Raw genomic sequence first — 19486 nt, forward strand, 5'->3', positions numbered from 1 at the left:
TTCGTCACACCACGCCGGGTGCGGCGTGCGGGTTCGGCGGGCAGGCAGCTACCGCCGGGCTGGGGGGGGTGCGCCCGACGGGTCACGGACGTACCGGGGCCGGTTCGGCTCGCGGGATGCGCTCAGTGACGGGCGTGGTGTACCCGTCGCCGCCGAAGACCACGTCGAGGAACTCCAGCGGATCCTGCCGCGGGTCGGCGGCAGGGTCGCCGGGGATGAAGGTGTGCCGGTTGAAACCGCTCAACTCGCGCTCCGTCATGTCCGGTCGCATCAGGTGGTACGGCGTGTAGAGCGTGGGCCTGGCCCGCGCCCCGGCTTCGTTGATCAGCTCGATGGTGTGCCGGGCGCCGTCCGGGGTGGTGCCCGGCAGCCCGACGATGACGAAGCAGTTCAGCTCGACACCGGCCTGGTGGCACCACCTGACCAGATCGTCGAAGCGCCGCCGCGCGTCGCGCTTGATCCGGGGCAGGCCGGTCTCGGCCTCCGGCTGGAAGGTCTCCACGCCGACGCTGATGCGTACGCAGCCCGATCGCCCCATCCTCGCGATCAGTTCCTCGTCGAGGTGGTGCATGGTGGTCGCGCACTTCCACTGGTACTCGCGCGGTTCGGCGGCCATCGCCTCGCACAGCTCGACGATCCACGGGCGCCGGAGTGTGAAGGTCGGCGCGTAGAAGGCCACGTACTCGAAGGGGTGTTCCTCGAAGCTCCGCCGTATGTAGTCCATGACCCGCGCCACCGGCATCCGCCGCTCGCTCAGGCCCTGCATGGCGGGCACGTCGCAGAAGTCGCAGCCGACCGGGCAGCCGCGTGCGACCGGCACCACCAGCTCGCGCCGTTGCGGGATGCCGCAGAACTTGTTCTGGTCGTTGCTGTACAGGTTCTCGTAGTGCGTGTACGGGATCTCGCGTACGTCCGGCAGCACCCACTCCTCGACCGGGAGCCTGGTGCCGGGCCTCTTCGGGGCGACCCAGCCACCCGCCGTACGCACCGCGACGCCCGCCAGGTCGGGGTCCTCGGGGCGCCCCTCGGCCATCCATTCCAGCGCCTCGGTGACCGCCGGTTCGTAGTCGCCGCCGACCGCGACGGCGTCGAGATCGAGCGACTGGAAGAAGCCGCTGTTCTGGTGGCTGAGCCGCCCGACCGTCACCAGTCCGGCGGCCGGTGCCAGGGCGCGCGCGTAGTCGGCGGCTCGCCGGACGCCCTCGACCACGTCGAAGTCGTTCACCAGGACGACCGCCTCGTAGTTGCCCTGGTAGAGGGTGTCGGCGAACTCCTTCCAGGTGTGGTTGAGCGCACCGGCGTCCAGCGCGTCCACCTCGTGGCCCGCGGCGCGCAGGTAGGCGGCAAGGGAGAAGACCGGCAAGTGGTGGCCGGCGTTGAAGTAGCTGGGGACGTGCGGTGGCCAGCAGACCAGGACCTTCACGCGGGGTGTTCCTTCCATGGGGATCGAGCGGGCGCCGGGGGCGTCGCCGGTGGACTGTGCGCTCAGCGCAGACCGTGGACGAGCAGGGACCGCCGTTCACGCTCCGCCCCGGGGGCCACCGCCGTGACCTGATGCCAGGAGTTCGGTGCCTGGCACAGGAGCGCCGAGGCGCCGAGGCACGGCACGACGCGCGCGACGGCCGGGTCGTGCTCGCCGGGGAGGATCTCCAGACAGCCGCCCCACTCCGCACGCCACCCGGGATTGAAGTACACGATGTGGCTGAACAGCTTGTCCGCCCGGTCGGTGTGCGGTCCCAGCCAGTCTCCGCCGCCGTGCCGCACCAGACGAATCTCCAGGCCGCTCGCGGGCTCCTGGCCCAGGACCCGGGCCACCTGCGTCCGGTAGTCGCCGGTCCTCAGCTCGTCGACGAGTCTGCGCCACGGCTCGGGGAGTCCGGCGTCGTCGCCGTCCTGCGGGGAGGAGTCGACGGCTCGCGAACGGTTGCGGTAGCGCTTGCCGCTCTCGCGATCGCTGGTGTCCAGGCGGACGTAACCGTCCTCGGGGAAACACGCCGCAAGCTCCTCGGCGACGCCGGGTGCGAACAGGTCGCCCGGCTCGGTGGCCAGCCAGCGGTAGGGCTCGTGGTGCGCCTCGCGGCGCGCCCAGGAAGGGCTCAGCGACGTGGTCGCGGCGGTCATCGCGCGGCTCCGGCGGGTATCGAGGTCAGGAAGTCGAGGGCGGTCGCCACGAAGGCGTCCTGCGTCGGCACCCGTTGCAGGCCGTGCATCTGCCCGGGCAGCACCCGCACGCTCAGGGACGAGCCCTCGGCGAGCATCGGCCGCAACGGCCCGCTCGCGCAGGCGGCGAAGTCCGCGTAGTAGGGGTCCTGTTCGCCGTAGACGAACAGCGTCGGGACAGCGCGGTGCCAGAGCGTCGTGACTCTGTCGAGGAAGACCGGTCCGACGTCGCCGGGCTGCGCGACGGCGCCCCGCCCGGTGTCACCGACCGGTGGGGCGAGCAGGACGGTGGCGTACAGGGAAGGGTCGGCGGCGGCCTCGTGCATCGCGGCGCGTGCGCCGTAGCAGGAGCCGACCACCGCGATCCGCCGAGCGCCCGCCGCCAGGAGCGCGTCGATCCCCGCCCGCACATCCTGTGGGCTGGGGTCGTCGAGGGCGTAGTCGCCGATCATGCCGGTGCTCTCGCCGACGCCGCGGTAGTCGAGGCGTAGCACGCGGGCCCCGCGCGCGGTCAGGGCGCGGGAGAGCCGGACGTACATGCGGTTCTTGTTCGTGTTGAGCACGTAGACCCCGCCGGAGAGCAGCAGCACGCCGGTGCCGTCGGGGGCGGGCGGTGAGGAGATCACGCCGAAGAGCGAGTGGTCCCCGGCCGGGAGGAAGAGGGGTGCCTCGTGCTCGGTGCCGGTACTTCCGAGAGCAGCCATTGCAACGTCTCCTCGATCAGGCCGATGACGGAGTCCCGCCGCTCGTCCGCCGTCCAGTCCTTGTCGTGCAGCCACCAGTTCTGCTGCGCGGGTACGGTGCCGATCTCCACGCGCACCTCGTGAGCGGCCAGCCGCGCCGCGACATCGGCCAGTGCCGCTCTCGGCTCGCCGATCTCGAACAGGCGCGCGACGCGGGGAGCGGCGGCCAGTTCCCGTTCCAGCGAGCGGGTCAGCGCGGAGTCGTAGAAAGCCGGCTCGACGGTGTAGCCCAGCAGGTCGGCGGGCAGTCCGCGTTCCAGGGACTCGCGCGGGCCGAGTGCCTCGCCGTCCAGTCGCGAGCCCGCGGCCGCGACCCGGCCGACCCGCTCGACGCGGAACAGCTCGCGGAAGTACGAGGCACCGTCGAGCGCGGCTCCCCAGGCGGCGAGCGGCGCCCCGGGACGCCGGGCCGCTGCCGCCGCCGCGACCAGCGCACCGAACTTCGCGCCGAAGTAGGCGACCGGGACCGTGCCGCACCGCTCCAGCGCCCACCGCTCAATGAGCGCGGCGTCGAGCACCATCCGGTCGAAGTCGGCAGTCCCGTCGTCGCTGTTGCCCACGCCGGTGTAGTGGAAGCGCACGGTCGCGACGCCGGCGCGGGCGAGGGCACGCCCGAGCAGGACCTCACGGCGGTAGTTGTGCTTCCACTCGGCCCCGATCGAGGAGCACACCACGACGAGGGCCGTGGGCGGCTCGCTGGGCTCGTGGAGGCAGGCGAACACGGCCTCACCCGGGGTGCCGAGGAACGCAGCCGTCTCCCGGGTGCCGTCGCCGACGCAGCGCGTCGCCTCGTTGGTCGTGGTACTCATCAGGACTTCCTGGCGGGGAGCACGGCGAAGCGGGCTCGGGCGTAGGCGAAGTCGAGGCCGCCGGTCACCGCGAACCGCGCGCTGTGCAGGTCCATGCCGCAGCCCTCGGGCACGGTGAACGCCACCTCGACATCGGTGGTGCGGGCCGGAAGGCTCTCGGCGCGCTCGTACAGGCACAGGTCGTTGGCCTTGTCGAAGATCCGGGTGTAGAGCTGGACGGCCGGCACGACGCGCCGGGTCTGCTCCGGCACCCGCAGGTGCACCCGCAGTTCGACCCGCTCCCCCACGCGGACGCGGGGGGCCTTCGCGTAGGCCGTCAGCTCCGGTGCGCCGAGCCGGCTCGCCGAGAGCGGCCCGCAGACGAGGCAGGAGTGCGCGCGGTGCCGGTCGCCGCCCGCGCCGGCGCCCCCGAAGGTCTGCACCTCGGTGGGGCTCCCGCAGCGAGAGCAGTCGGGGCCCTGTGCGGTGCCGGTCAGCCTGAGGTCGTAGTAGCCGAGGTCGAAGGGGTCCACCGAGGCCCGGGCATCCAGGAGCAGGCGCACCAGGGTCCGGTCGGTCTGGCCGAGCGAGAGCCGTACGAGCGCGACGCTGCGCAGCAGCGCCTCGCGCGAGGGCCCGGTGGGTCTCGACTGGGCCCACTTCAGGGCGTTGAGGGCGTGGCGCTCCAGGCTGTCGAGCCGACGGGTCACCCGGGCGGCCTCCTCGGCGTCCTCGGGGCGTCCGGAGAGCCAGGAGCCGAGAGCACGGCGCAGCCTGCCCGCGCGTTCGAGGCGGCGCAGCAGGCGCACGAGCCAGTCCTCGGCGGCAGCGAGGTCGTCGTCCGCCGCGGCCGGGGTCGCCGCGGGGCCGCCGGTCACCGTGATCCTGTCGGGGGCCGGTACGGGCCCGGAGTCGGTGGGGAGCGGGACGGTGCCCGGCTCGCCCGTCACCGTCAGGTGCGGATCGCCGTGCAGGACGAAGGCGTCCGGCTGTCCGAGTTCGGCGCAGACCTGGTTGAGGCGGGCCGTCAGCGCACCGAGCGGCTCACCGTGGGCGAGGCCGTCGCGCAGGGGCTCCACCACCGCGTCCGGCGCGATCAGCGGGCGGATCGGGGCGATCACCGCGCCCGCCCATCCGTCCACAAGACCGAGCGCGACCGACACGTTCGAGGGGTACAGCTCACCCGCGACGTTGAAACCGTTGCAGCAGACGAAGGCCACGACCGGCGAGGCGATCTCGTCCGCTCCCACCACCAGGCGCCCGCCGGCCCGCTTGCAGCGACGGGGCTCCCTGCCGCACCCGAGGTCCGGGTGCTCGGGGAACTCGGCGTCATCGAGCACACCGCACACCACCGCGCCGGGCAGTTTCGCGTGGCCGCCCTCGCCATGGGTGCGCAGCAGCTTGACCAGCGCCGGGCGCACCAGCTCGCGCACCAGCGTCGGCGGCGGGGCGGTGATGTTCTCGTCCGCGTGGTGCGAGGGGGCGTCGAAGCGGTCCAGGCCGCCCAGCGAAGCGCGGGGGGCGAGCAGCGCCTTGGCCACGGAGAAGGAGAGGCCCGCGGGGTCACGTCCGGTGAGCAGTCCGAGGGGGCGGCCCGCCTCGCGCGCGGCGGCGACGAGGCGCGCGAGCGCGCCGACGCGCATGGCCGCGGCGGTGCCGACGACGACGAGCGCGGGGCCCGGGCGCCGTGCCTCGCGCACGATGCCGTCGAGGCCGGTGTCCTCCAGGAGCACCGATCCGGTGGCCGAGGCGTAGAGCCGCGCCGGGGCCGACGCCTCGGCGCCCAGCGCCGCCACGACCCTGCCGGGCGCGGTGGCGGCGGGCCCGTCGTACTGCTCGTCGAGGACACGGCGCCAGAGCGCGGCCCTGCGCGCCTCGCGCGGCAGGAGGACCGGGAGCGGTCCGCCCGCCGGGCCGGCCGCCGCGGCCTCGTACACGTGCGGCTCCGCGCACCAGACGGCGCGCGAGGGTTTCTCGGTGATCACTGGTTGTCGTCCCAGAACCACACCTGGAGGAGGGTGCGCGACCGGCCGCTGCCGCGCGGGACCGGCGAGACGGAGTGCCACGCGTTGTCGGTCCGCCGCAGGACGATCGAGTTGTTCGGGACGGGAGGTATCTCGGCGTGTACGTCTTCGGCGTCGTTCGAGCCGAGCACGCGGAAGCAGCCGCCCATGTCCTTGGACCACTGGTCCGTCAGGTAGAAGAGCTGCGTCACCATCTTGTGCGGCTTGTCCACGTGCGGCTGGAAGAATGCGCCCTCGTCGAACCGCCAGAAGTGCGCCTGCATCTTGAGCTTTCGCACGTCGTGGCCGGTCAGCTCGGTCAGCCGCTCCCGGTACTCCGCCGAGGTCAGGTCCTCGGCGACGGCCGACCAGATGTCGTCAAGACCCTCGGGGCGGTGCGGCCGTTCCTCGCCGAGTTCCAGCAGCGCGCGCGTCGCGACGCTGTGCTGGTACCAGGCATCGCTGCCCCGCTTGCCGAGGGTCTCCAGGATGCGGCGCTGCGAGTGCCACTCGAAGCCCTCGGTGGGAAACCCCTCGATCAGCGGGCGGGTGTCGTGGAACGCCTCGTCGTACAGCGCATAGGGAAACGGCTCGTCGCTCATGCGGGCGGCCGATATCGCATCCATGTTGATCGCGTTGCTCATCCGGGCCCTTCCCCGATCGACAGCGAGAGAGGGCGGGTCACCAGCTCACACGCATCTGCTGCACATGGCGTTCAGCGAGGCCCTCACCGATGAGGGCGTCGACGTCCCCGTCCAGCAGGGCGTCCAGCTGACGCGGCGTAAGGTCGTAGTCGCCCGCGACCTGTCGCGGATTCAACTCCCACTGCTTCTGCAACTCCTGGTCGCTCATCAGTGCGTCCAGCAGTGCGTTGACATCAGGCTTCGACATCGCCCCTCCTCGCTGCGGTCCGGGTCAGGCTGGGCCAGCGCGCCCCCGGGGCGTCATCGTGCGCCCCGCGACACCCTATATTCCCCGCACAACCGCTCTGACCAGCGCTTCGCTTCCACGCAATCGCACCGGTGCACCCTACGGCGAAGGCGGCTCCGGCCCGTACCCGGGGTTCTCCGCGGCCTGGGTGACCCGGCTTTGAGAGGGCTCGGGCACTTTGACAGAATCCGAGAGTGCGTGCGAGCGTTGCCACCGCTCAAGCGCAGGTCAGGGCGATGACGTACCGGAAAACCGCCCGTCGGCACATGGACGAGCACCGCACTCACGGAGGACACACAGGCAATGGCTGAACTTGAGCCTGTGGTCAAGCACCTCCCCACCGACTTCCTCGTGCGCGAGTCGCTGGTCGTCCGGCTCGGGGAGCCCGCGACCGCCTCCTGGCGTTACCTGATGCTGCGCAAGTGCGGCTACACGACCATGGAGGCATCGCGGCTCGTCGCCGCGGCGCTCGGGCTGAGCAGTCGCGAGGTCACCTACGGCGGGCTGAAGGACGAGGACGCCGTCACCGAGCAGCTGATCGGCATACCCGCGAACACCGATGTGCCGTCCCTCACCGAAGAGGGCTGGACCGTTGCCGCCGAGGCCGACCGCTGGCTCACCCTGCACCCCTACGGGCACGGTCCCGAGCCGCTGGGCGTCGGAGACCTCGAAGGCAACGCCTTCCGCCTGATCGTGCGCAATCTCGACGCCGCCACGGCGGGGCAGCTGACCAGTCGGCGCAAGCTGACCGCACTGGTCCTCAACTACTACGACATCCAGCGCTTCGGCGTCCCCGGCGGCCCCCGGCGTACGCATCTGGTCGGCGCGGCGATGCTCGACGGACGCTGGGACGAGGCGCTGCGGGAGCTGGCCGGACTGGGGGCACCCGAGAGCCCCGCCGCCGAGCGGTGGGAGGGCCCGGCCGCCGAGTTCTTCACCGGCCTCGACCCGCGCACCTCCGCCTTCTATCTCGCGGCGCACTCCTCACACCTGTGGAACGCCGAACTGGCCTCGGCGGTCGAGCACGTCTGTGGTGCCGCAACGGTGCCCGTACGCGTCGAGGGCGTCCCGTTCAGCTACGCGCCGAGCCCCGAGGACGCCGCGAGGGTACTGGGCCAGAACGTCATGCTCCCGTACACCAAGTACGAGTTCACCGCTGACGGCCCGGTGACCCACGCCTCGCGGCGGGCCACCGTCGTACAGACCAGTGTGCTGGTGAGCGGCCCGGAACCGGACGAGGAGTTCCCCGGGCGTCTGCGTGCGGAACTGCGCTTCTTCCTTCCTTCCGGAAGCTACGCCACGGCCGCGATCCGTCAGATCCTCGGCTATCTCGGTGTGCCACCGGGCGAGCGCACGCGGCAGGCCGTCGCGGCGCGGCCCGCCTCCTGAGAACCTTCCGTGGTTTCCTCATGCCCGGACCGACACCCAAAGGCTCCCGATGACGGCCACCGAACCCGAAAACCGCCCCGGTGAGCACCTGCTCGACGCCTTGGCCGCCGCGCGGCTGAACAGCTCACCGTGGCCGCACGCGTATCTGGAGCAGACCCTCACCCCCTCCTTCGCCGCCGGCCTCGCCCGGAGCTTCCACGGCTTCCGCCTGGAGCGCTGCGCCGAGAACGAGCGTGAGAAGACCTACCGGTTCGGCACCAGCAGGCTCGACGCGCTACCCCCGGACGAGCTGCCCGACGCACGGTGGGCGGAACTGGTCTCCGTACTGGGTGGCCGGGAGTACCGCGACGCGCTCGCGAGACTCAGCCGCACCCCGCTCGACGGGGCGGAGTTCACGCTGAGCGTGTGGGAGTACCAGGACGGCGACTGGCTGGCGCCGCACGTGGACAAGGCGGACAAGCTCGTCACCCAGATCTTCTACCTCACCGAGGAGTGGGAGCCGGGCGACGGCGGGAGGTTGCTGATCCTCGACGAGCCGCGCGGTCCGGCGCTGGCCGCCTACGCGCCGCGCGCGGGCGCCAGTGCCGTCCTGCCGCGCTCCGAACGCTCGTGGCACGCCGTGGAGCGACCGGCGCGGGGCTCGGCACCACGCCTGTCGGTCACCGCGACCTACTGGCGGCCCGACGCCACCGGCCCCGGCGGACATGGCGCGGGGAACGCGGCGACGGGCACGGGGATGGGGATGGGGATGGAGACGGGAATGAGCATGAAAGCAACAGAGACGGAGACCGACGGTGGCTGAGCCCCACTTCTACGACGTGGCGATAGTGGGTGGCGGCCCGGCGGGCTCCACCGCCGCGTCCCTCCTGGCCAGGGCCGGTCTCTCGGTGCTGCTGCTGGAGAAGGAGGCCTTCCCGCGCGAGCACGTCGGCGAATCGCTGCTGCCTTTCTGCTACACGCTGTTCGACGAACTCGGTGTGCGGGACGAGATGGCTGCCCGCTTCGTGCGCAAGCCGGGGGTGCGCTTCGTCGACAAGGAGGGCAACGCCTCGACCACGTGGTGCTTCAGCCACGTCATCGAGGACGAGAGCTACCTCTCGTTCCAGGTGGACCGGTCCGCCTTCGACAAGATCCTGCTCGACAACGCCCGGCGCCTCGGCGCCCATGTCCTCGAACGCACACGGGTGAGCGAGGTCCGGCTCGACGACCCGAGTCGGGTCGACCTCACCGCCGTGGCCGAGGACGGGACGAAGCACACCCACTCCGCCCGGTTCCTCATCGACGCCAGTGGCCGGGACGCGCTGGTCGGCTCCCGCATGGGCTGGCGCACGCCTCGCGAGGCCCTCGACCGTACCGCCCTGTGGTCGCACTGGACCGGGGTGAAGATGACCGGTGGCCTGGAGGAGGGCAACTCCGTCATCGTGTACATCGGCAAGGAGAAGAAGGGCTGGATCTGGGTCTTCCCGCTGTCCGGGGACCGCGTCACCGCCGGTGTGGTGATGCAGAACTCGTACCTGCGCGACGCCCGCAAGCGCTACAGCGGCAGCGGTGAGGACTTCACCACCGCTCTCTACCACGACGAACTGCGCGAGTCGCCCTTCGTCGCCGGTCTCATCGACGGTGCGCAGCAGGCGATGGGAACGCTCGTCGCGGGTGACTACTCCTACGAGGTCCGCAACCACTACGGCGTGAACTACGCGATGATCGGCGACGCCCGCGGATTCATCGACCCCATCTTCTCCAGCGGGGTGTTCCTGTCGATGAAGACCGCTTCGCTGGTCAGCGAGGCGCTGCTGGCGCGCTTCGCCGAACCCGGCGAGAACCCGGCCGAACACCCGGCACTGGTGAACGCCTACGGCCTCGTCAACGGCGCGTACGACCTGGTGCACCGGATGATCCGGCTCTTCTACGACCCGCACGCCGCCAGTTGGGCCGACCTCGGCGCGGACGGCCAGGCTCACAAGGCGCACGAGAGCGCGATGGCCGCCGGTCACTACATGCTCGCCGGGGACTTCTTCGAGAACCACGCGCGGTACAGCAAGTTCTTCGACCTGCTGGAGAATCCGGGGAACTTCGAGCACTACCGCAAGTACGTCATCGAACGGGACAGCTTCCAGGAGCTGTCCTGCCACACGCCGTGGGAGATCGCCTTCGGCGGTCGGCTGGAACGCTTCGGGCCGGCCGGGGCGGCCGAGGTCGCACGCCTGGCCGCTGCCGCGCCCGGCGGCGGCCAGGACTGACACCCGGCCCGTCGCGGGTGCGGCCAAGTGGGCTTCGAGCGGGCTCAACAGCCCCTTCCTGGCTGTCATGACGAGCCACTGCGCCGCCTTTCGCACCACACCGGAGGAGCCTTGACCACCGCCCACCACCTCGCCGGGCTGCTCGACGCCGCGGCGGACCGCGCGCCGTCGGCCCTCGCGGTCGTCGACGGCGAGGTGCGGCTCGACTACGGGACTCTGGAGCGCCGGGCCAATCAGGTGGCCCGGCTGCTGAGCGCCCGGGGTGTGCGACGGGGCGAGCGGGTCGGTCTCTGCCTGGAGAAATCCGCCGACGCGCTCGTCGGTCTGTACGGCATCCTCAAAGCGGGCGCGGCGTACGTTCCCCTGGACCCTCGCGCCCCGGCCGCCCGGTCGGCGCTGATCTGCGACGACGCCGACGTCCGCACGGTGCTCACCAGCACCTCGATGAGCGCCTGGTGGCCCACGCTGCGCGACGGCGCCCCCGGGGTGGGCACCTTTCTGTGCCTGGACGCGGAACCGGCGGCAGCCGACCCGCCGCACGGGGTCGAGGTGATCGGGAAGGAAGCGCTCGCCCTGGCAGGAGCGAGTCGTCCGGAGTACCACGTCGGCGGGGACGACCTGGCCTATGTGCTGTACACCTCCGGCTCGACCGGAACCCCCAAGGGCGTGATGCTCACCCACCGCAACGCGCTGGCGTTCGTGGAGTGGGCGGTGGAGACGTACGAGCTGACCGCCGAGGACCGGCTCTCGGGGCACGCGCCCCTCCAGTTCGACCTTTCCGTCCTCGATCTCTTCGGCGCGGCCATGGCCGGTGCGGCGCTGGTGCTCGTGCCGTACCCGGCCACGGTGTTCCCCGCGCAGGCGGCGGCGCTGATCCGGCAACACCGTGTCACCGTGTGGTACTCGGTGCCGTCCGCGCTGGTGCTTCTGGCCCTGCGCGGCGGACTGGTGGTACGGGACCTGCCGAGCCTGCGCACCGTGCTCTTCGCGGGCGAGGTCTTTCCCCTCCCGCACCTGCGCCGCCTGACGGAGCTGCTGCCGCACGTCCGCTTCGCCAATCTCTTCGGCCCCACGGAGACCAACGTCTGCCTGGCCTACGACGTGCCCTCCCCGCTCCCGGAGAGCGACCGCCCGCTGCCGATCGGTCGGCCCATCAGGGGCGTACGCGTCTTCGTGGTCACCGACGACGGCCGGATCGCACGCCCGGGCGAGCAGGGCGAGCTGTGGGTGAGCGGCCCCACGGTCACGCTCGGCTACCTGGGCGACGAGGCCCGTACCCGCGCTTCGTTCGGGTACGCCCCCGAGGACGGTACGGGCGCCCCGGCCTACCGCACCGGGGACCTCGTCGTACGGGACGCCGACGGGCTGCACCACTTCGTCGGGCGTGCCGACGCGCAGCTCAAGAGCCGGGGCTACCGGATCGAGCCGGGCGAGATCGAGGCCGTGCTCGGGCGGCACCCCGCTGTCGTGGAGTGCGCGGTGGTGCCGGTGTCCCAGCCGCCGATCGGGCACCGCATCGTCGCCCATGTGAGTGCGCCGGGTGCCAGTGCCCAGGACCTCCTCGCACACTGCCGCGCGCATCTGCCCGCGTACATGGTTCCCAGTGGCGTGTCGCTCCATGACGCACTGCCCCGGACCTCGCGGGGCAAGCTCGACCGGCGTGCGCTCTCGCCGGAGCGGTGAGACCCGGTCAGCCGGGCGCGGTCGTACGGGTGTAGAGGACGAGTTTGCGCATGCGCCGATTCTCCTGGAAGCCCGCGGCGATCAGGCGGGAGTGCATGACCGGATTCGCGTAGACGATCCGCAGGGTGCGGGGGGCGGCGCGCTGCGAGGCGGTCAGCTGCTCCACGAAGGCGTCGAAGACCTCGCCCACGAAGGGGTTGAAGAGGTAGAACACCGTGGCGTCCGCGGGAATGTCCCAGGTGCGCACGTCGGTGCAGTGGATCGGGATGTCCGGCCGCCCCGCGGCGGCCAGGTTGGCCCGGCCGGCCTCCGCCATCTCCGGAGAGATCTCCACCCCGAGCACCCGGCGAAAGGGATATCTGCGCGCGGCCACCAGCAGCACACGGCCCTTGCCCGCGCCGATGTCGACGAACACGTCCTCCGGTGTCACCTCGCTCGGCGGAAGCACACGGGGGAGGCGCCAGCTCTCGGACGGCTCGTAGCGCCGCGCGTCGCCGCGGTGGTCGGGTCCGGTGAACTCCTCCGTGGTCCGCACGTGGTGCGTGCGGTCGAACCAGGCCCCGTAGATCCTCCGGCGCAGGTTGCGTCCGCGCCGCGTGAGAAGGTCGGCGCCCTTCACCTCAGGGCCGTCTGCGCTTCGCGAGGGGCGGCGACGGTGTGCCCGTTGGCGGCGACGTCCGGCGCGCTGAACTCGGCGACGGCGGTGCGGCCTATGAGGTCAAGGGCTTCGAGCGGCGCATGCGGCTGCATGAACGTTCCGGCGCGCACGTCCCGGGAGATGCGTGCCAGCGGATGCGCGGAGAGGTACGCGGCACCGCCCACGAGCGTCATGGCGTCGTGCACGATCTCCTGCGCGACCCGCGTCACATGGGTCTTGGCGGCCTGGAAGGCCACCATGAGCTCCAGGCCCTGGTCGTGCGGGACGTCTGCGGTGGCGCGGCCGGTGAGAGCCTCGTCCGTCGCCGTGAGCGCGCAGTCGAGGACGGAACGCGCCGTGGCGAGCTTGACCTCCATCTCACCGACGGCGTGTACGGTTCCGGGCGCGGCGGCGTCCCTGCCGAGCGCCCTGGAGGCATGGCGGACCGCCAGGTCCCGTGCCGCCTCGGCACAGCCCAGGTAGGCACCTTGGAGTGCGAGGTTGCTCACCGTGCGCCCGATCATCGCCGAGGGCTGCCGCACGCCCCACGGTCCGCGCGGTGACACCGCCGCGGTGGGCACGAAGACGTCCTCCAGGACGACATCGTTGCTGCCGGAGGTCCGCATGCCGAGCGCGTCCCATTCAGCGACCACGGTCAGCCCCGGGGTGTCACGCGGCACATGGGCGGACGCCATCTGGTACCCGCCGGAGGGGTCCGGAACCCGCAGCCTGAGGTAGAAGTCGGTGGCCGCGGCGGAGAGGGTGACGAAGATCTTCTTACCGTTGATCCGGTACCCGCCGGGAACGGGGGTGGCCTCGGTGCGTACGTGATCGTGGTCGGCGCCCGCCTCGGAGGTCGCCCCGCAGGCGATCAGGCTGCCGTCGGCCATCGACCGCAGCGTCGCGGCCAAGTGCTCGCGCTCCTGCGCACTTCGGCTCTCCCGCAGCCGTCGGGCGAAGTACCACTCCCGGGCCAGTTGCATGTGCAGCGCGATCGCGGTGCCGGCGTCCCCGTGGGCGAGCCGATTGACGACAACGGTCAGGTCCCGCATGAGCTCGACACCGAGCCCACCGAGTTCCTTCGGAACGCACGCTCCCAACAAGCCGCTGTCACGGGCGTCGTCCAGATTCTCCGTGGGGAAGGTCGCCTCGCGGTCGTACCGGGCGGCACGCTCGGCCAGGAACGGGGCGATGCGCTCGGCTATGACCGCCGCGCGTTCGCCCTCCGGTGTGTGTGCTGCGAGCCTCGTCGCCATGACGCCCCTCCGTGACCGCCGCCGGTCGGCAGCAGGCAAAACATATCCCTACCTGCACAATTATCACTCACAGCCCGTCACCGGAGGCCGCACCTGGACGAGCCCGGCGGCTGACCGGCCCCCGCAGGTCAGCCGCTCTGCGCGTACTCGACCGTGAGGACGCCGTGCCCGCCGCCGGAGACGAAGCGGAGCCGCAGCGACGCCCCGTCCGTCGGAACTGCCTCCTCCGCGACCGACTGCTGGGCGGTACGCGCTCCGGGCGCCACTTCGTCACCGGTCTCCGAGTGGCCGCTCTCCCAACGGGTGGAGGCCCGGATCACGGCTTCACCACCACCTGCCGCGAGGAGACCGTCCACCGCGGCCCGCCACACCGGCGCCACCGTCCCGGCCCCGGTCGCCGCCCTGCCCCGCTCGATCAGGTTCATCCGAGGACTGTCGGGAAAGGTGGCCGCGAGACAGTCCGCGCAATCCTTCGGCAGCACGTCCGCGGCGTCGAGCACCGTCCCGGGTTCCCCGGAAGGCGCTGCCACCCGCGTGAAAGCCTCCGTCACACGAGCCCGCACACGCTCGTCCATGGCACGCGACCAGGCGCGGGCAGCGGCTCCGGAGCGCAGCCGTACGACCTCGACACCCTGCGCTTCAAGCTCCGCGAGCCTGCCCGGCAGTTCCTCGACATGCCGCCGGTTGGACCGTACGGCCCACCGCAGGACCGAGTTACGGCTGAAGAGCGCACCCCAGCCCTCGCGATTTCCGCCCCACAACTCGGTACGCAGAACGATCCGCTTCAGGCTGCGGACGAACAACCGCCGCAGGATCACCGGCAACGGCGGGTTGAGCCAGACGATCAGGTCGGCGCGCGGCCACAGATCGGCGGCGACGCGGTCGATGTAGTTGCCGTCGAACAGCCAGCGCGGGCTCTCTGCCTCCGCCAGGACCTTCTTCCGGAACTCCTCGGGCGTCGCCTGCGTCCAGTTGGGCCCGTGCTGGAACCGGTCGAGCTCGCTGTGGGCGGCACCGATCAGGGCTGCGAGAGGCGCGCCGAGAGTGGACTTTCCCGCCCCGCTCGTCCCGAGCACCACCACGCGCCCGGGAACCCGCTCCGCCGGACCGTCCCCGGCCACGGCTCCGTCCCCCACCGGCACCTCGCCAGGAACACCCTCCCGGTCACGCCCGCCCATCGCCCGACTCTGTCCTTCGCCGCCATTCATCACACGCATTCCCGCCACACTAGCCCGGCCCCCGACACGACGATCCGCCCCCACCCCACACTCCGCCGCACCCCGCCCCGTCCGTTCCGGAGCGAACGCGACGGTGCCACCGAGGACCGCATGCACAGCGCGCTCGCCGTCGGCCTTCCGGATGTCGTATTCGGCGTGCGACAGCAGCCGGGATGGACCGCGTGCTGATGGCGCCGAGCCGATTCAGCTCCGGATACCAATTGCCCACCGAGGACAACCCCATGGACCGCGTGCCTTCGGTCACAACGGCCGCGGCGGCTCCCTCGGCTTCGCCGATCCGGAGCTTGGTGTCGCCTTCGGCTACGCCATGAACCACATCATCAGTGGCGCCGACGACGTGCGCGCGACGCCGCTGGTCGACGCGGTGCTCACGTCACTGACGTGATGGCGTGGCGGCGGACCCACCCCGCTCAGCCCAAGCGTGCCGACGTGGCCTCGACGGCCCCCTTCCGCGGCATCGTGGCAGACTCGTCAGCGCTGACGGGGGGACTGAGGGGGGACAACGTGGGGTCGTCGGAGCTGCTCATCGTCCTGGATCGGGAGAGTGGCACGTCCTTGCAGCAGCAGGTGTGCGATCAGGTGACGGTGCTGGTGCGGTCGGGGCAGCTGCGGCCCGGGGACGCCGTGCCCGCGTCCCGGGAGCTGGCCCTTCAGCTCGGGGTCTCGCGGACCGTGGTCACTCGGGCCTATGAACTGCTGCGGGCCCACGGCATTCTCACCGCCCGGCGCGGGTCCGGGACCCGGGTCGCCGGGCTGGCGGGCGGGGCAAAGGCCGGTGTCCGGCGGGCGGTGCCCGCGGCGCTCGCCCCGCAGCCACCGAGGTCGACGGACGAGGGCCACTCCCTGTGGCAGCCGTGGGAGCCCGCGCCCACCTACCGTCCGGGCACCGCCCTCGACTTCCGGCACGGCACGCCCGCGCTCGCCGACTTCCCCGTGACGCGCTGGCTCCAGTCGCTCCAGGAGGCGTACGGCAGGGCCGACGCCGCCGCGCTCGGCTATGGACCGGCCGAGGGCTCTCCCAGGCTGCGTACGGAGATCGCCACGCTGGTGCGGCAGAGCCGCGCCCTGGACGCGTCCGTCGGCCGGATCATGGTCACCGGCGGCGCCACCCAGGCCATGGACATCCTCGTCAGGATGCTGGTGAAGCCGGGTGACGTGGTCGTCATCGAGGACCCGAGCCACACCGTGCTGCGGCAGGTCTTCGGCTGCTCCGAGGCCACCGTGGTGCCCGTACCAGTGGACGAGCAGGGGCTGCGGGTCGGTGACATCGACGCGTGTGTACGGGCGCAGGGGCACGACCCGGCGCGGGTCAGACTGGTGTACGTGACGCCGTCGCACCAGTTTCCGACCGGTTTCATCATGTCCGAGGAGCGTCGGCGCGCCCTGCTCGATTGGGCCTACGAGCGCGGCGCGACGATCCTGGAGGACGACTACCACAACGAGTTCACCTTCACCGCCGAGCGCCTGCCCGCCCTGGCCGCCGCCCGGCACCGGGACACCGTCGTCTACGTCGGCAGTTTCAGCAAGACGCTCTTCCCCGCGCTGCGGATCGGGTACGCGATCCTCCCGCCGCACCTCGTGCAGCCCTTCCTCGGCATCAAGTGGATCACCGACCGGCTGACGCCCACCGTCGACCAGGACGCGCTCGCCCACTTCATCGCGACCGGCGCCTACACCCGCCACATCAGCCGGATGACCCGGCTGTACCGGCAGCGCAGGAGCCGCCTCATCGAGGTACTGCTCGAACACTTCGGCTCCGAGGTGCGCATCTCCGGCGAGGCGGCGGGCCTGCACATCCTGGTCACGCTCACCGGCACGCGCGGCGCGACGGAGGCCGAGATCGCCCGGCGCGCGGCCGGACGCGGGGTGCGGATCTACCCCGCGTCCGGCTACTTCGTACGGGAGTTGCCGGACGAGCCAACGTTCCTGGTCGGGTACGCGGCCCTGACCACCGCCCGCATCACCGAAGGCGTCGCGCTGTTGGCCGCCGTCGTGCGGGAGGTCAGGGACGCGTCGGCCGCGCGGATCCCGCCGGGGTGAAGCGGGGGCGGTGGAAACGGTCCCGCTGAGCGTGCGGCACGGTGCAGTCGAAGACCACCTTGGCCGTGCGGCCGTCCGCCGAGAGGGCCGGGGAGTAGGCGGTGGACTGCGTCGGGTCGAGCGGGAAGCCCTCCCTGTCCGGCAGCACCACGACATCCCGGTCCGCCTGCATCCGTGTGGTCATCGCCCACCACAGGTCCTCGTCGGACTCCAGGTCGACGTCCTCGTCGACCGAGACAACCATCTTGGCCATCCGGAAATCCTCAAGGACCGACTCCGAGGCCTTGCGCACCACTTCGTCGTCGGCCGCCGAGCGCTTGTGGAACCACTGGAGCACCACCATGAGCTGGCCGCCGCCCGCCGTGTGGCAGTGCACGGACTTCACCGGGGCGTCCCACTCCCGCAGCCGCCCCAGCACCGCCGCCTCCATCCCGAAGCCGAGCAGCACCGACTGTTCGTGACCGGGCCCCGAGACGGCTTGGAGGATGGCGCCGTCGCGTGCGGTGATCCCGGTGATTCGGACGGTCGGCAGCGCGGGGTGCGCCCGGCCCTGGTAGCCGAGGAACTCCGGGGTGGCGGCGGTCCCGCGCGGATTCTCCGGCGCCAGGTCGGGCAGGAGCTCGCCTTCAAGGACGTACTCGGCGTCCGCGACGTACTCCGCGTCCACGGTGCGGCACCGCGCGAGCTCCACCGGCGCTCCGCCCAGCGCACCCGCCACCGCGAGCTCGTCGAGCCCGGTGGGAACGAGGGAGGTCGGGCAGCAGGAGGAGAGCAGCACGGCGGGGCCGAGACCCAGGTGGATGGCGACGGGCAGCGGACAGCCCGCCCGCAGCGCCGACCGGTACGCCACCTCCAGGTCGCGCCCCGGCACCATCCAGAGGGTGAGCAGGTCGGGGCCCTGCACGCACATCCGGTGGATGGAGAGGTTGCGTACGCCGGTCTCCGGGTCGGTCGCGAGGACCGCGCCGAGGGTCAGGTACGGGCCCGCGTCCTCGTCGGTGAGGACCGGCACCGGGAGCGCGGTAAGGTCCGGCGGGAGCACGACCCGGGCGGGCTCCCTGCCCTCCCTGGCCCGGACCGGCGGCACCGGCGCGGCGACCGCGTCCAGCAGCTGGTGCGGCAGCCGCGCCGGGGTGGTGCCGAGGAGGGCGGCGGCCCGGCGGCGGGTGCCGTACAGGCCCATGAGCACGGCCCGCGCTTCGGCGCCCGCACCGCTGGGCGTGACCCGCTCGTACATGACGGCGGGGCCGGGGCCCGTGGGCGGGGGCGCCGGGGCACCCGCCCACTTCGCGTAGTGCCCGGAAACCCCGAACCTGGCCGGGACCTCCTCCCGCACCCGGACCAGCTGGCCGGGCATCAGGTCGAGTCCGGCCAGCACGGTGCGCAGGTCGGCGGGGCTGCGGCGCGTCACGCGGCACCCTCCGCCGAGGCCTGGCCCGATGCCGCGTGCCGCTCGGCGAGCCGCCGCATCTGGAGTTCGGTCAGCTCGGCGATGAGCGTGCGGTAGGCGGCCTCGGCGATGCCCGGGGGCATGCCCTCCTCCTCGGCGAGGCGGCGCACCTTGGCGATGACCTGTTCCACCCGCCCCGGCGAACGCACGGTCTCCTCGTCGCGCTTGAACTCCGTCAGCTCCCGCACCACGGCGGTGCGCCGCGCGAGCAGTCCGACGATCTGCCGGTCCAGCGCGTCGATGGACTCACGCAGCTCCTCGATGCGCGCGGCGCCCGTCGTCTCCTCGGTCATGCCGCGGGCACCTGGTCGACGACGTACACGACGGTCGGCTCGCTGTCGGAACCCTGAGAGCGGTGCCGCTCGTCGCCGGGAATCACGAAGCCCATGCCGGGACGGCAGGGCACCGACCGGTTGTCGAAGTGGATCGTGAACTCGCCCTGGAGCACATAGCCCTGGTGGTCGCGCTCGCACCAGTGCTCCTCGTTGAAGCCCGCGGGCAGTTCGAGCAGGCGTACGCGCAGGCCGCCGGTGTACGCGAGCTTCACGCGTCCCTCAGCGCCGGGCTTGTCCCACTTCTCCCAGGGAATGTCGTCGAAGTCGATCCCGACGACGGCAGGGGCGGTCGTTGCGGTCATGGGCGTATCCATCCTTAAGATTGCGGCCAGGGCAGGCCCAGCCAGTCGGGCCAGTTGAGGTGGTGGTCAGGTCAGCGAGTGGGCCCGCGCGACCCGTTCGTTGCGGTCGTCCGGCTGGAGCACCGGTTCGCCGGTCTCCGCCTGGTGCCTGCGCAGCAGCAGCGTCATGTCGATCATGCGGTCCTACCTTGTTCGTGGGTTGGACGGGCCGTCGTAAGGTCCAGAGACCCAGAGACGCCGGGTATGGCTTTCATGCGGTTGCCCTTGATGGTTCTGGCCACCTGGCCGCCCG

Annotated in this window: 18 protein-coding genes and 1 pseudogene; 6 read left to right on the forward strand and 13 right to left on the reverse strand. The window is 71.9% G+C overall.

The window, feature by feature from the left end; genetic code table 11:
• Positions 1-82: 82 nt before the first annotated feature.
• From CIB93_RS20595 to CIB93_RS20625, 7 genes are all read right to left on the reverse strand, one after another.
• Complete coding sequence (locus CIB93_RS20595) at positions 83-1423, reverse strand: radical SAM protein (protein WP_096628739.1); 1341 nt, start codon at positions 1421-1423, stop codon at positions 83-85.
• Between the two features lie 62 nt (positions 1424-1485).
• Complete coding sequence (locus CIB93_RS20600; RefSeq protein ID WP_096628741.1) at positions 1486-2121, reverse strand: 2OG-Fe(II) oxygenase family protein; 636 nt, start codon at positions 2119-2121, stop codon at positions 1486-1488.
• Positions 2118-2864 (reverse strand): alpha/beta hydrolase, encoded by a 747-nt coding sequence (locus CIB93_RS20605; protein ID WP_096628742.1) that lies wholly within the window; start codon positions 2862-2864, stop codon positions 2118-2120. The genes CIB93_RS20600 and CIB93_RS20605 overlap by 4 nt, the downstream gene beginning before the upstream one ends.
• The gene (locus tag CIB93_RS37995; protein WP_096628744.1) at positions 2783-3712 is read right to left on the reverse strand and encodes a serine aminopeptidase domain-containing protein; all 930 of its coding nucleotides are present in this window, start codon (positions 3710-3712) and stop codon (positions 2783-2785) included. The genes CIB93_RS20605 and CIB93_RS37995 overlap by 82 nt, the downstream gene beginning before the upstream one ends.
• Positions 3712-5676 carry a hypothetical protein gene (locus CIB93_RS38000; RefSeq protein ID WP_096628746.1) on the reverse strand — a complete coding sequence of 655 codons (1965 nt, stop codon included), beginning with the start codon at positions 5674-5676 and terminating at the stop codon, positions 3712-3714. The genes CIB93_RS37995 and CIB93_RS38000 overlap by 1 nt, the downstream gene beginning before the upstream one ends.
• Positions 5673-6338 (reverse strand): 2OG-Fe(II) oxygenase, encoded by a 666-nt coding sequence (locus CIB93_RS20620; protein WP_096628748.1) that lies wholly within the window; start codon positions 6336-6338, stop codon positions 5673-5675. Before CIB93_RS20620 ends, CIB93_RS38000 begins: the two co-directional genes overlap by 4 nt.
• A 37-nt stretch (positions 6339-6375) precedes the next feature.
• The gene (locus CIB93_RS20625; RefSeq protein WP_096628750.1) at positions 6376-6585 is read right to left on the reverse strand and encodes a hypothetical protein; all 210 of its coding nucleotides are present in this window, start codon (positions 6583-6585) and stop codon (positions 6376-6378) included.
• A 342-nt stretch (positions 6586-6927) separates the two neighbouring features.
• Between CIB93_RS20625 and truD the strand changes: the two genes are divergently transcribed.
• The 4 genes from truD to CIB93_RS20645 all read left to right on the forward strand — a co-directional run bounded on the left by truD (position 6928) and on the right by CIB93_RS20645 (position 11936).
• Entirely contained in the window at positions 6928-8013 is a 1086-nt protein-coding gene (gene truD, locus CIB93_RS20630; RefSeq protein ID WP_096628751.1) for a tRNA pseudouridine(13) synthase TruD, read from the forward strand.
• Positions 8014-8062: 49 nt separating this feature from the next.
• Positions 8063-8815 (forward strand): 2OG-Fe(II) oxygenase, encoded by a 753-nt coding sequence (locus CIB93_RS20635; protein WP_096628753.1) that lies wholly within the window; start codon positions 8063-8065, stop codon positions 8813-8815.
• Positions 8808-10253, forward strand: coding sequence for an NAD(P)/FAD-dependent oxidoreductase (locus CIB93_RS20640; RefSeq protein ID WP_096628755.1), 1446 nt, complete (start codon positions 8808-8810; stop codon positions 10251-10253). The genes CIB93_RS20635 and CIB93_RS20640 overlap by 8 nt, the downstream gene beginning before the upstream one ends.
• Before the next feature lie 111 nt (positions 10254-10364).
• Positions 10365-11936, forward strand: a complete 1572-nt coding sequence (locus CIB93_RS20645) for an amino acid adenylation domain-containing protein (RefSeq protein ID WP_218839792.1) — start codon at positions 10365-10367, stop codon at positions 11934-11936.
• Positions 11937-11943: 7 nt separating this feature from the next.
• Here the strand turns inward: CIB93_RS20645 and CIB93_RS20650 are convergent, their stop codons facing one another.
• The 3 genes from CIB93_RS20650 to CIB93_RS20660 all read right to left on the reverse strand — a co-directional run bounded on the left by CIB93_RS20650 (position 11944) and on the right by CIB93_RS20660 (position 15046).
• Positions 11944-12555, reverse strand: coding sequence for a trans-aconitate 2-methyltransferase (locus tag CIB93_RS20650; RefSeq protein WP_096628756.1), 612 nt, complete (start codon positions 12553-12555; stop codon positions 11944-11946).
• Positions 12552-13829, reverse strand: a complete 1278-nt coding sequence (locus tag CIB93_RS20655; protein WP_096628758.1) for an acyl-CoA dehydrogenase family protein — start codon at positions 13827-13829, stop codon at positions 12552-12554. Before CIB93_RS20655 ends, CIB93_RS20650 begins: the two co-directional genes overlap by 4 nt.
• Before the next feature lie 128 nt (positions 13830-13957).
• Positions 13958-15046 carry a hypothetical protein gene (locus CIB93_RS20660; protein WP_143660070.1) on the reverse strand — a complete coding sequence of 363 codons (1089 nt, stop codon included), beginning with the start codon at positions 15044-15046 and terminating at the stop codon, positions 13958-13960.
• 164 nt (positions 15047-15210) lie between these two features.
• Between CIB93_RS20660 and CIB93_RS20665 the strand changes: the two are divergent.
• Both CIB93_RS20665 and CIB93_RS20670 read left to right on the forward strand, forming a co-directional pair.
• Positions 15211-15452 (forward strand): annotated as a pseudogene (locus tag CIB93_RS20665) (esterase); the annotation flags it as partial.
• Between the two features lie 119 nt (positions 15453-15571).
• The gene (locus tag CIB93_RS20670) at positions 15572-17107 is read left to right on the forward strand and encodes a PLP-dependent aminotransferase family protein (RefSeq protein ID WP_096628789.1); all 1536 of its coding nucleotides are present in this window, start codon (positions 15572-15574) and stop codon (positions 17105-17107) included.
• Here CIB93_RS20670 and CIB93_RS20675 read toward each other — a convergent pair.
• From CIB93_RS20675 to CIB93_RS20685, 3 genes are read right to left on the reverse strand one after another with little or no spacing between them, the layout of a single operon-like run.
• Positions 17070-18518, reverse strand: coding sequence for a UbiD family decarboxylase (locus tag CIB93_RS20675; protein ID WP_218839793.1), 1449 nt, complete (start codon positions 18516-18518; stop codon positions 17070-17072). The two genes, CIB93_RS20670 and CIB93_RS20675, sit on opposite strands and share 38 nt — an antisense overlap.
• Positions 18515-18850 carry a chorismate mutase gene (locus tag CIB93_RS20680; protein WP_096628761.1) on the reverse strand — a complete coding sequence of 112 codons (336 nt, stop codon included), beginning with the start codon at positions 18848-18850 and terminating at the stop codon, positions 18515-18517. The genes CIB93_RS20675 and CIB93_RS20680 overlap by 4 nt, the downstream gene beginning before the upstream one ends.
• Positions 18847-19194 (reverse strand): cupin domain-containing protein, encoded by a 348-nt coding sequence (locus CIB93_RS20685; protein ID WP_096628763.1) that lies wholly within the window; start codon positions 19192-19194, stop codon positions 18847-18849. Before CIB93_RS20685 ends, CIB93_RS20680 begins: the two co-directional genes overlap by 4 nt.
• Positions 19195-19486: the final 292 nt, after the last annotated feature.

Origin of the sequence: Streptomyces sp. WZ.A104 (assembly GCF_002382885.1) — a bacterium.
Lineage (GTDB): Bacteria > Actinomycetota > Actinomycetes > Streptomycetales > Streptomycetaceae > Streptomyces.

Excerpts from the sequence above, each read along its gene's own strand:
- CIB93_RS20655 (WP_096628758.1), bottom strand. The coding sequence starts at position 13,829 with ATGGCGACGAGGCTCGCAGCACACACACCGGAGGGCGAACGCGCGGCG.
- truD (WP_096628751.1), top strand. The coding sequence starts at position 6,928 with ATGGCTGAACTTGAGCCTGTGGTCAAGCACCTCCCCACCGACTTCCTC.
- CIB93_RS37995 (WP_096628744.1), bottom strand. The coding sequence starts at position 3,712 with ATGAGTACCACGACCAACGAGGCGACGCGCTGCGTCGGCGACGGCACC.
- CIB93_RS20605 (WP_096628742.1), bottom strand. The coding sequence starts at position 2,864 with ATGGCTGCTCTCGGAAGTACCGGCACCGAGCACGAGGCACCCCTCTTC.
- CIB93_RS20620 (WP_096628748.1), bottom strand. The coding sequence starts at position 6,338 with ATGAGCAACGCGATCAACATGGATGCGATATCGGCCGCCCGCATGAGC.
- CIB93_RS20680 (WP_096628761.1), bottom strand. The coding sequence starts at position 18,850 with ATGACCGAGGAGACGACGGGCGCCGCGCGCATCGAGGAGCTGCGTGAG.
- CIB93_RS20600 (WP_096628741.1), bottom strand. The coding sequence starts at position 2,121 with ATGACCGCCGCGACCACGTCGCTGAGCCCTTCCTGGGCGCGCCGCGAG.
- CIB93_RS20685 (WP_096628763.1), bottom strand. The coding sequence starts at position 19,194 with ATGACCGCAACGACCGCCCCTGCCGTCGTCGGGATCGACTTCGACGAC.
- CIB93_RS20635 (WP_096628753.1), top strand. The coding sequence starts at position 8,063 with ATGACGGCCACCGAACCCGAAAACCGCCCCGGTGAGCACCTGCTCGAC.
- CIB93_RS20625 (WP_096628750.1), bottom strand. The coding sequence starts at position 6,585 with ATGTCGAAGCCTGATGTCAACGCACTGCTGGACGCACTGATGAGCGAC.
- CIB93_RS20660 (WP_143660070.1), bottom strand. The coding sequence starts at position 15,046 with ATGCGTGTGATGAATGGCGGCGAAGGACAGAGTCGGGCGATGGGCGGG.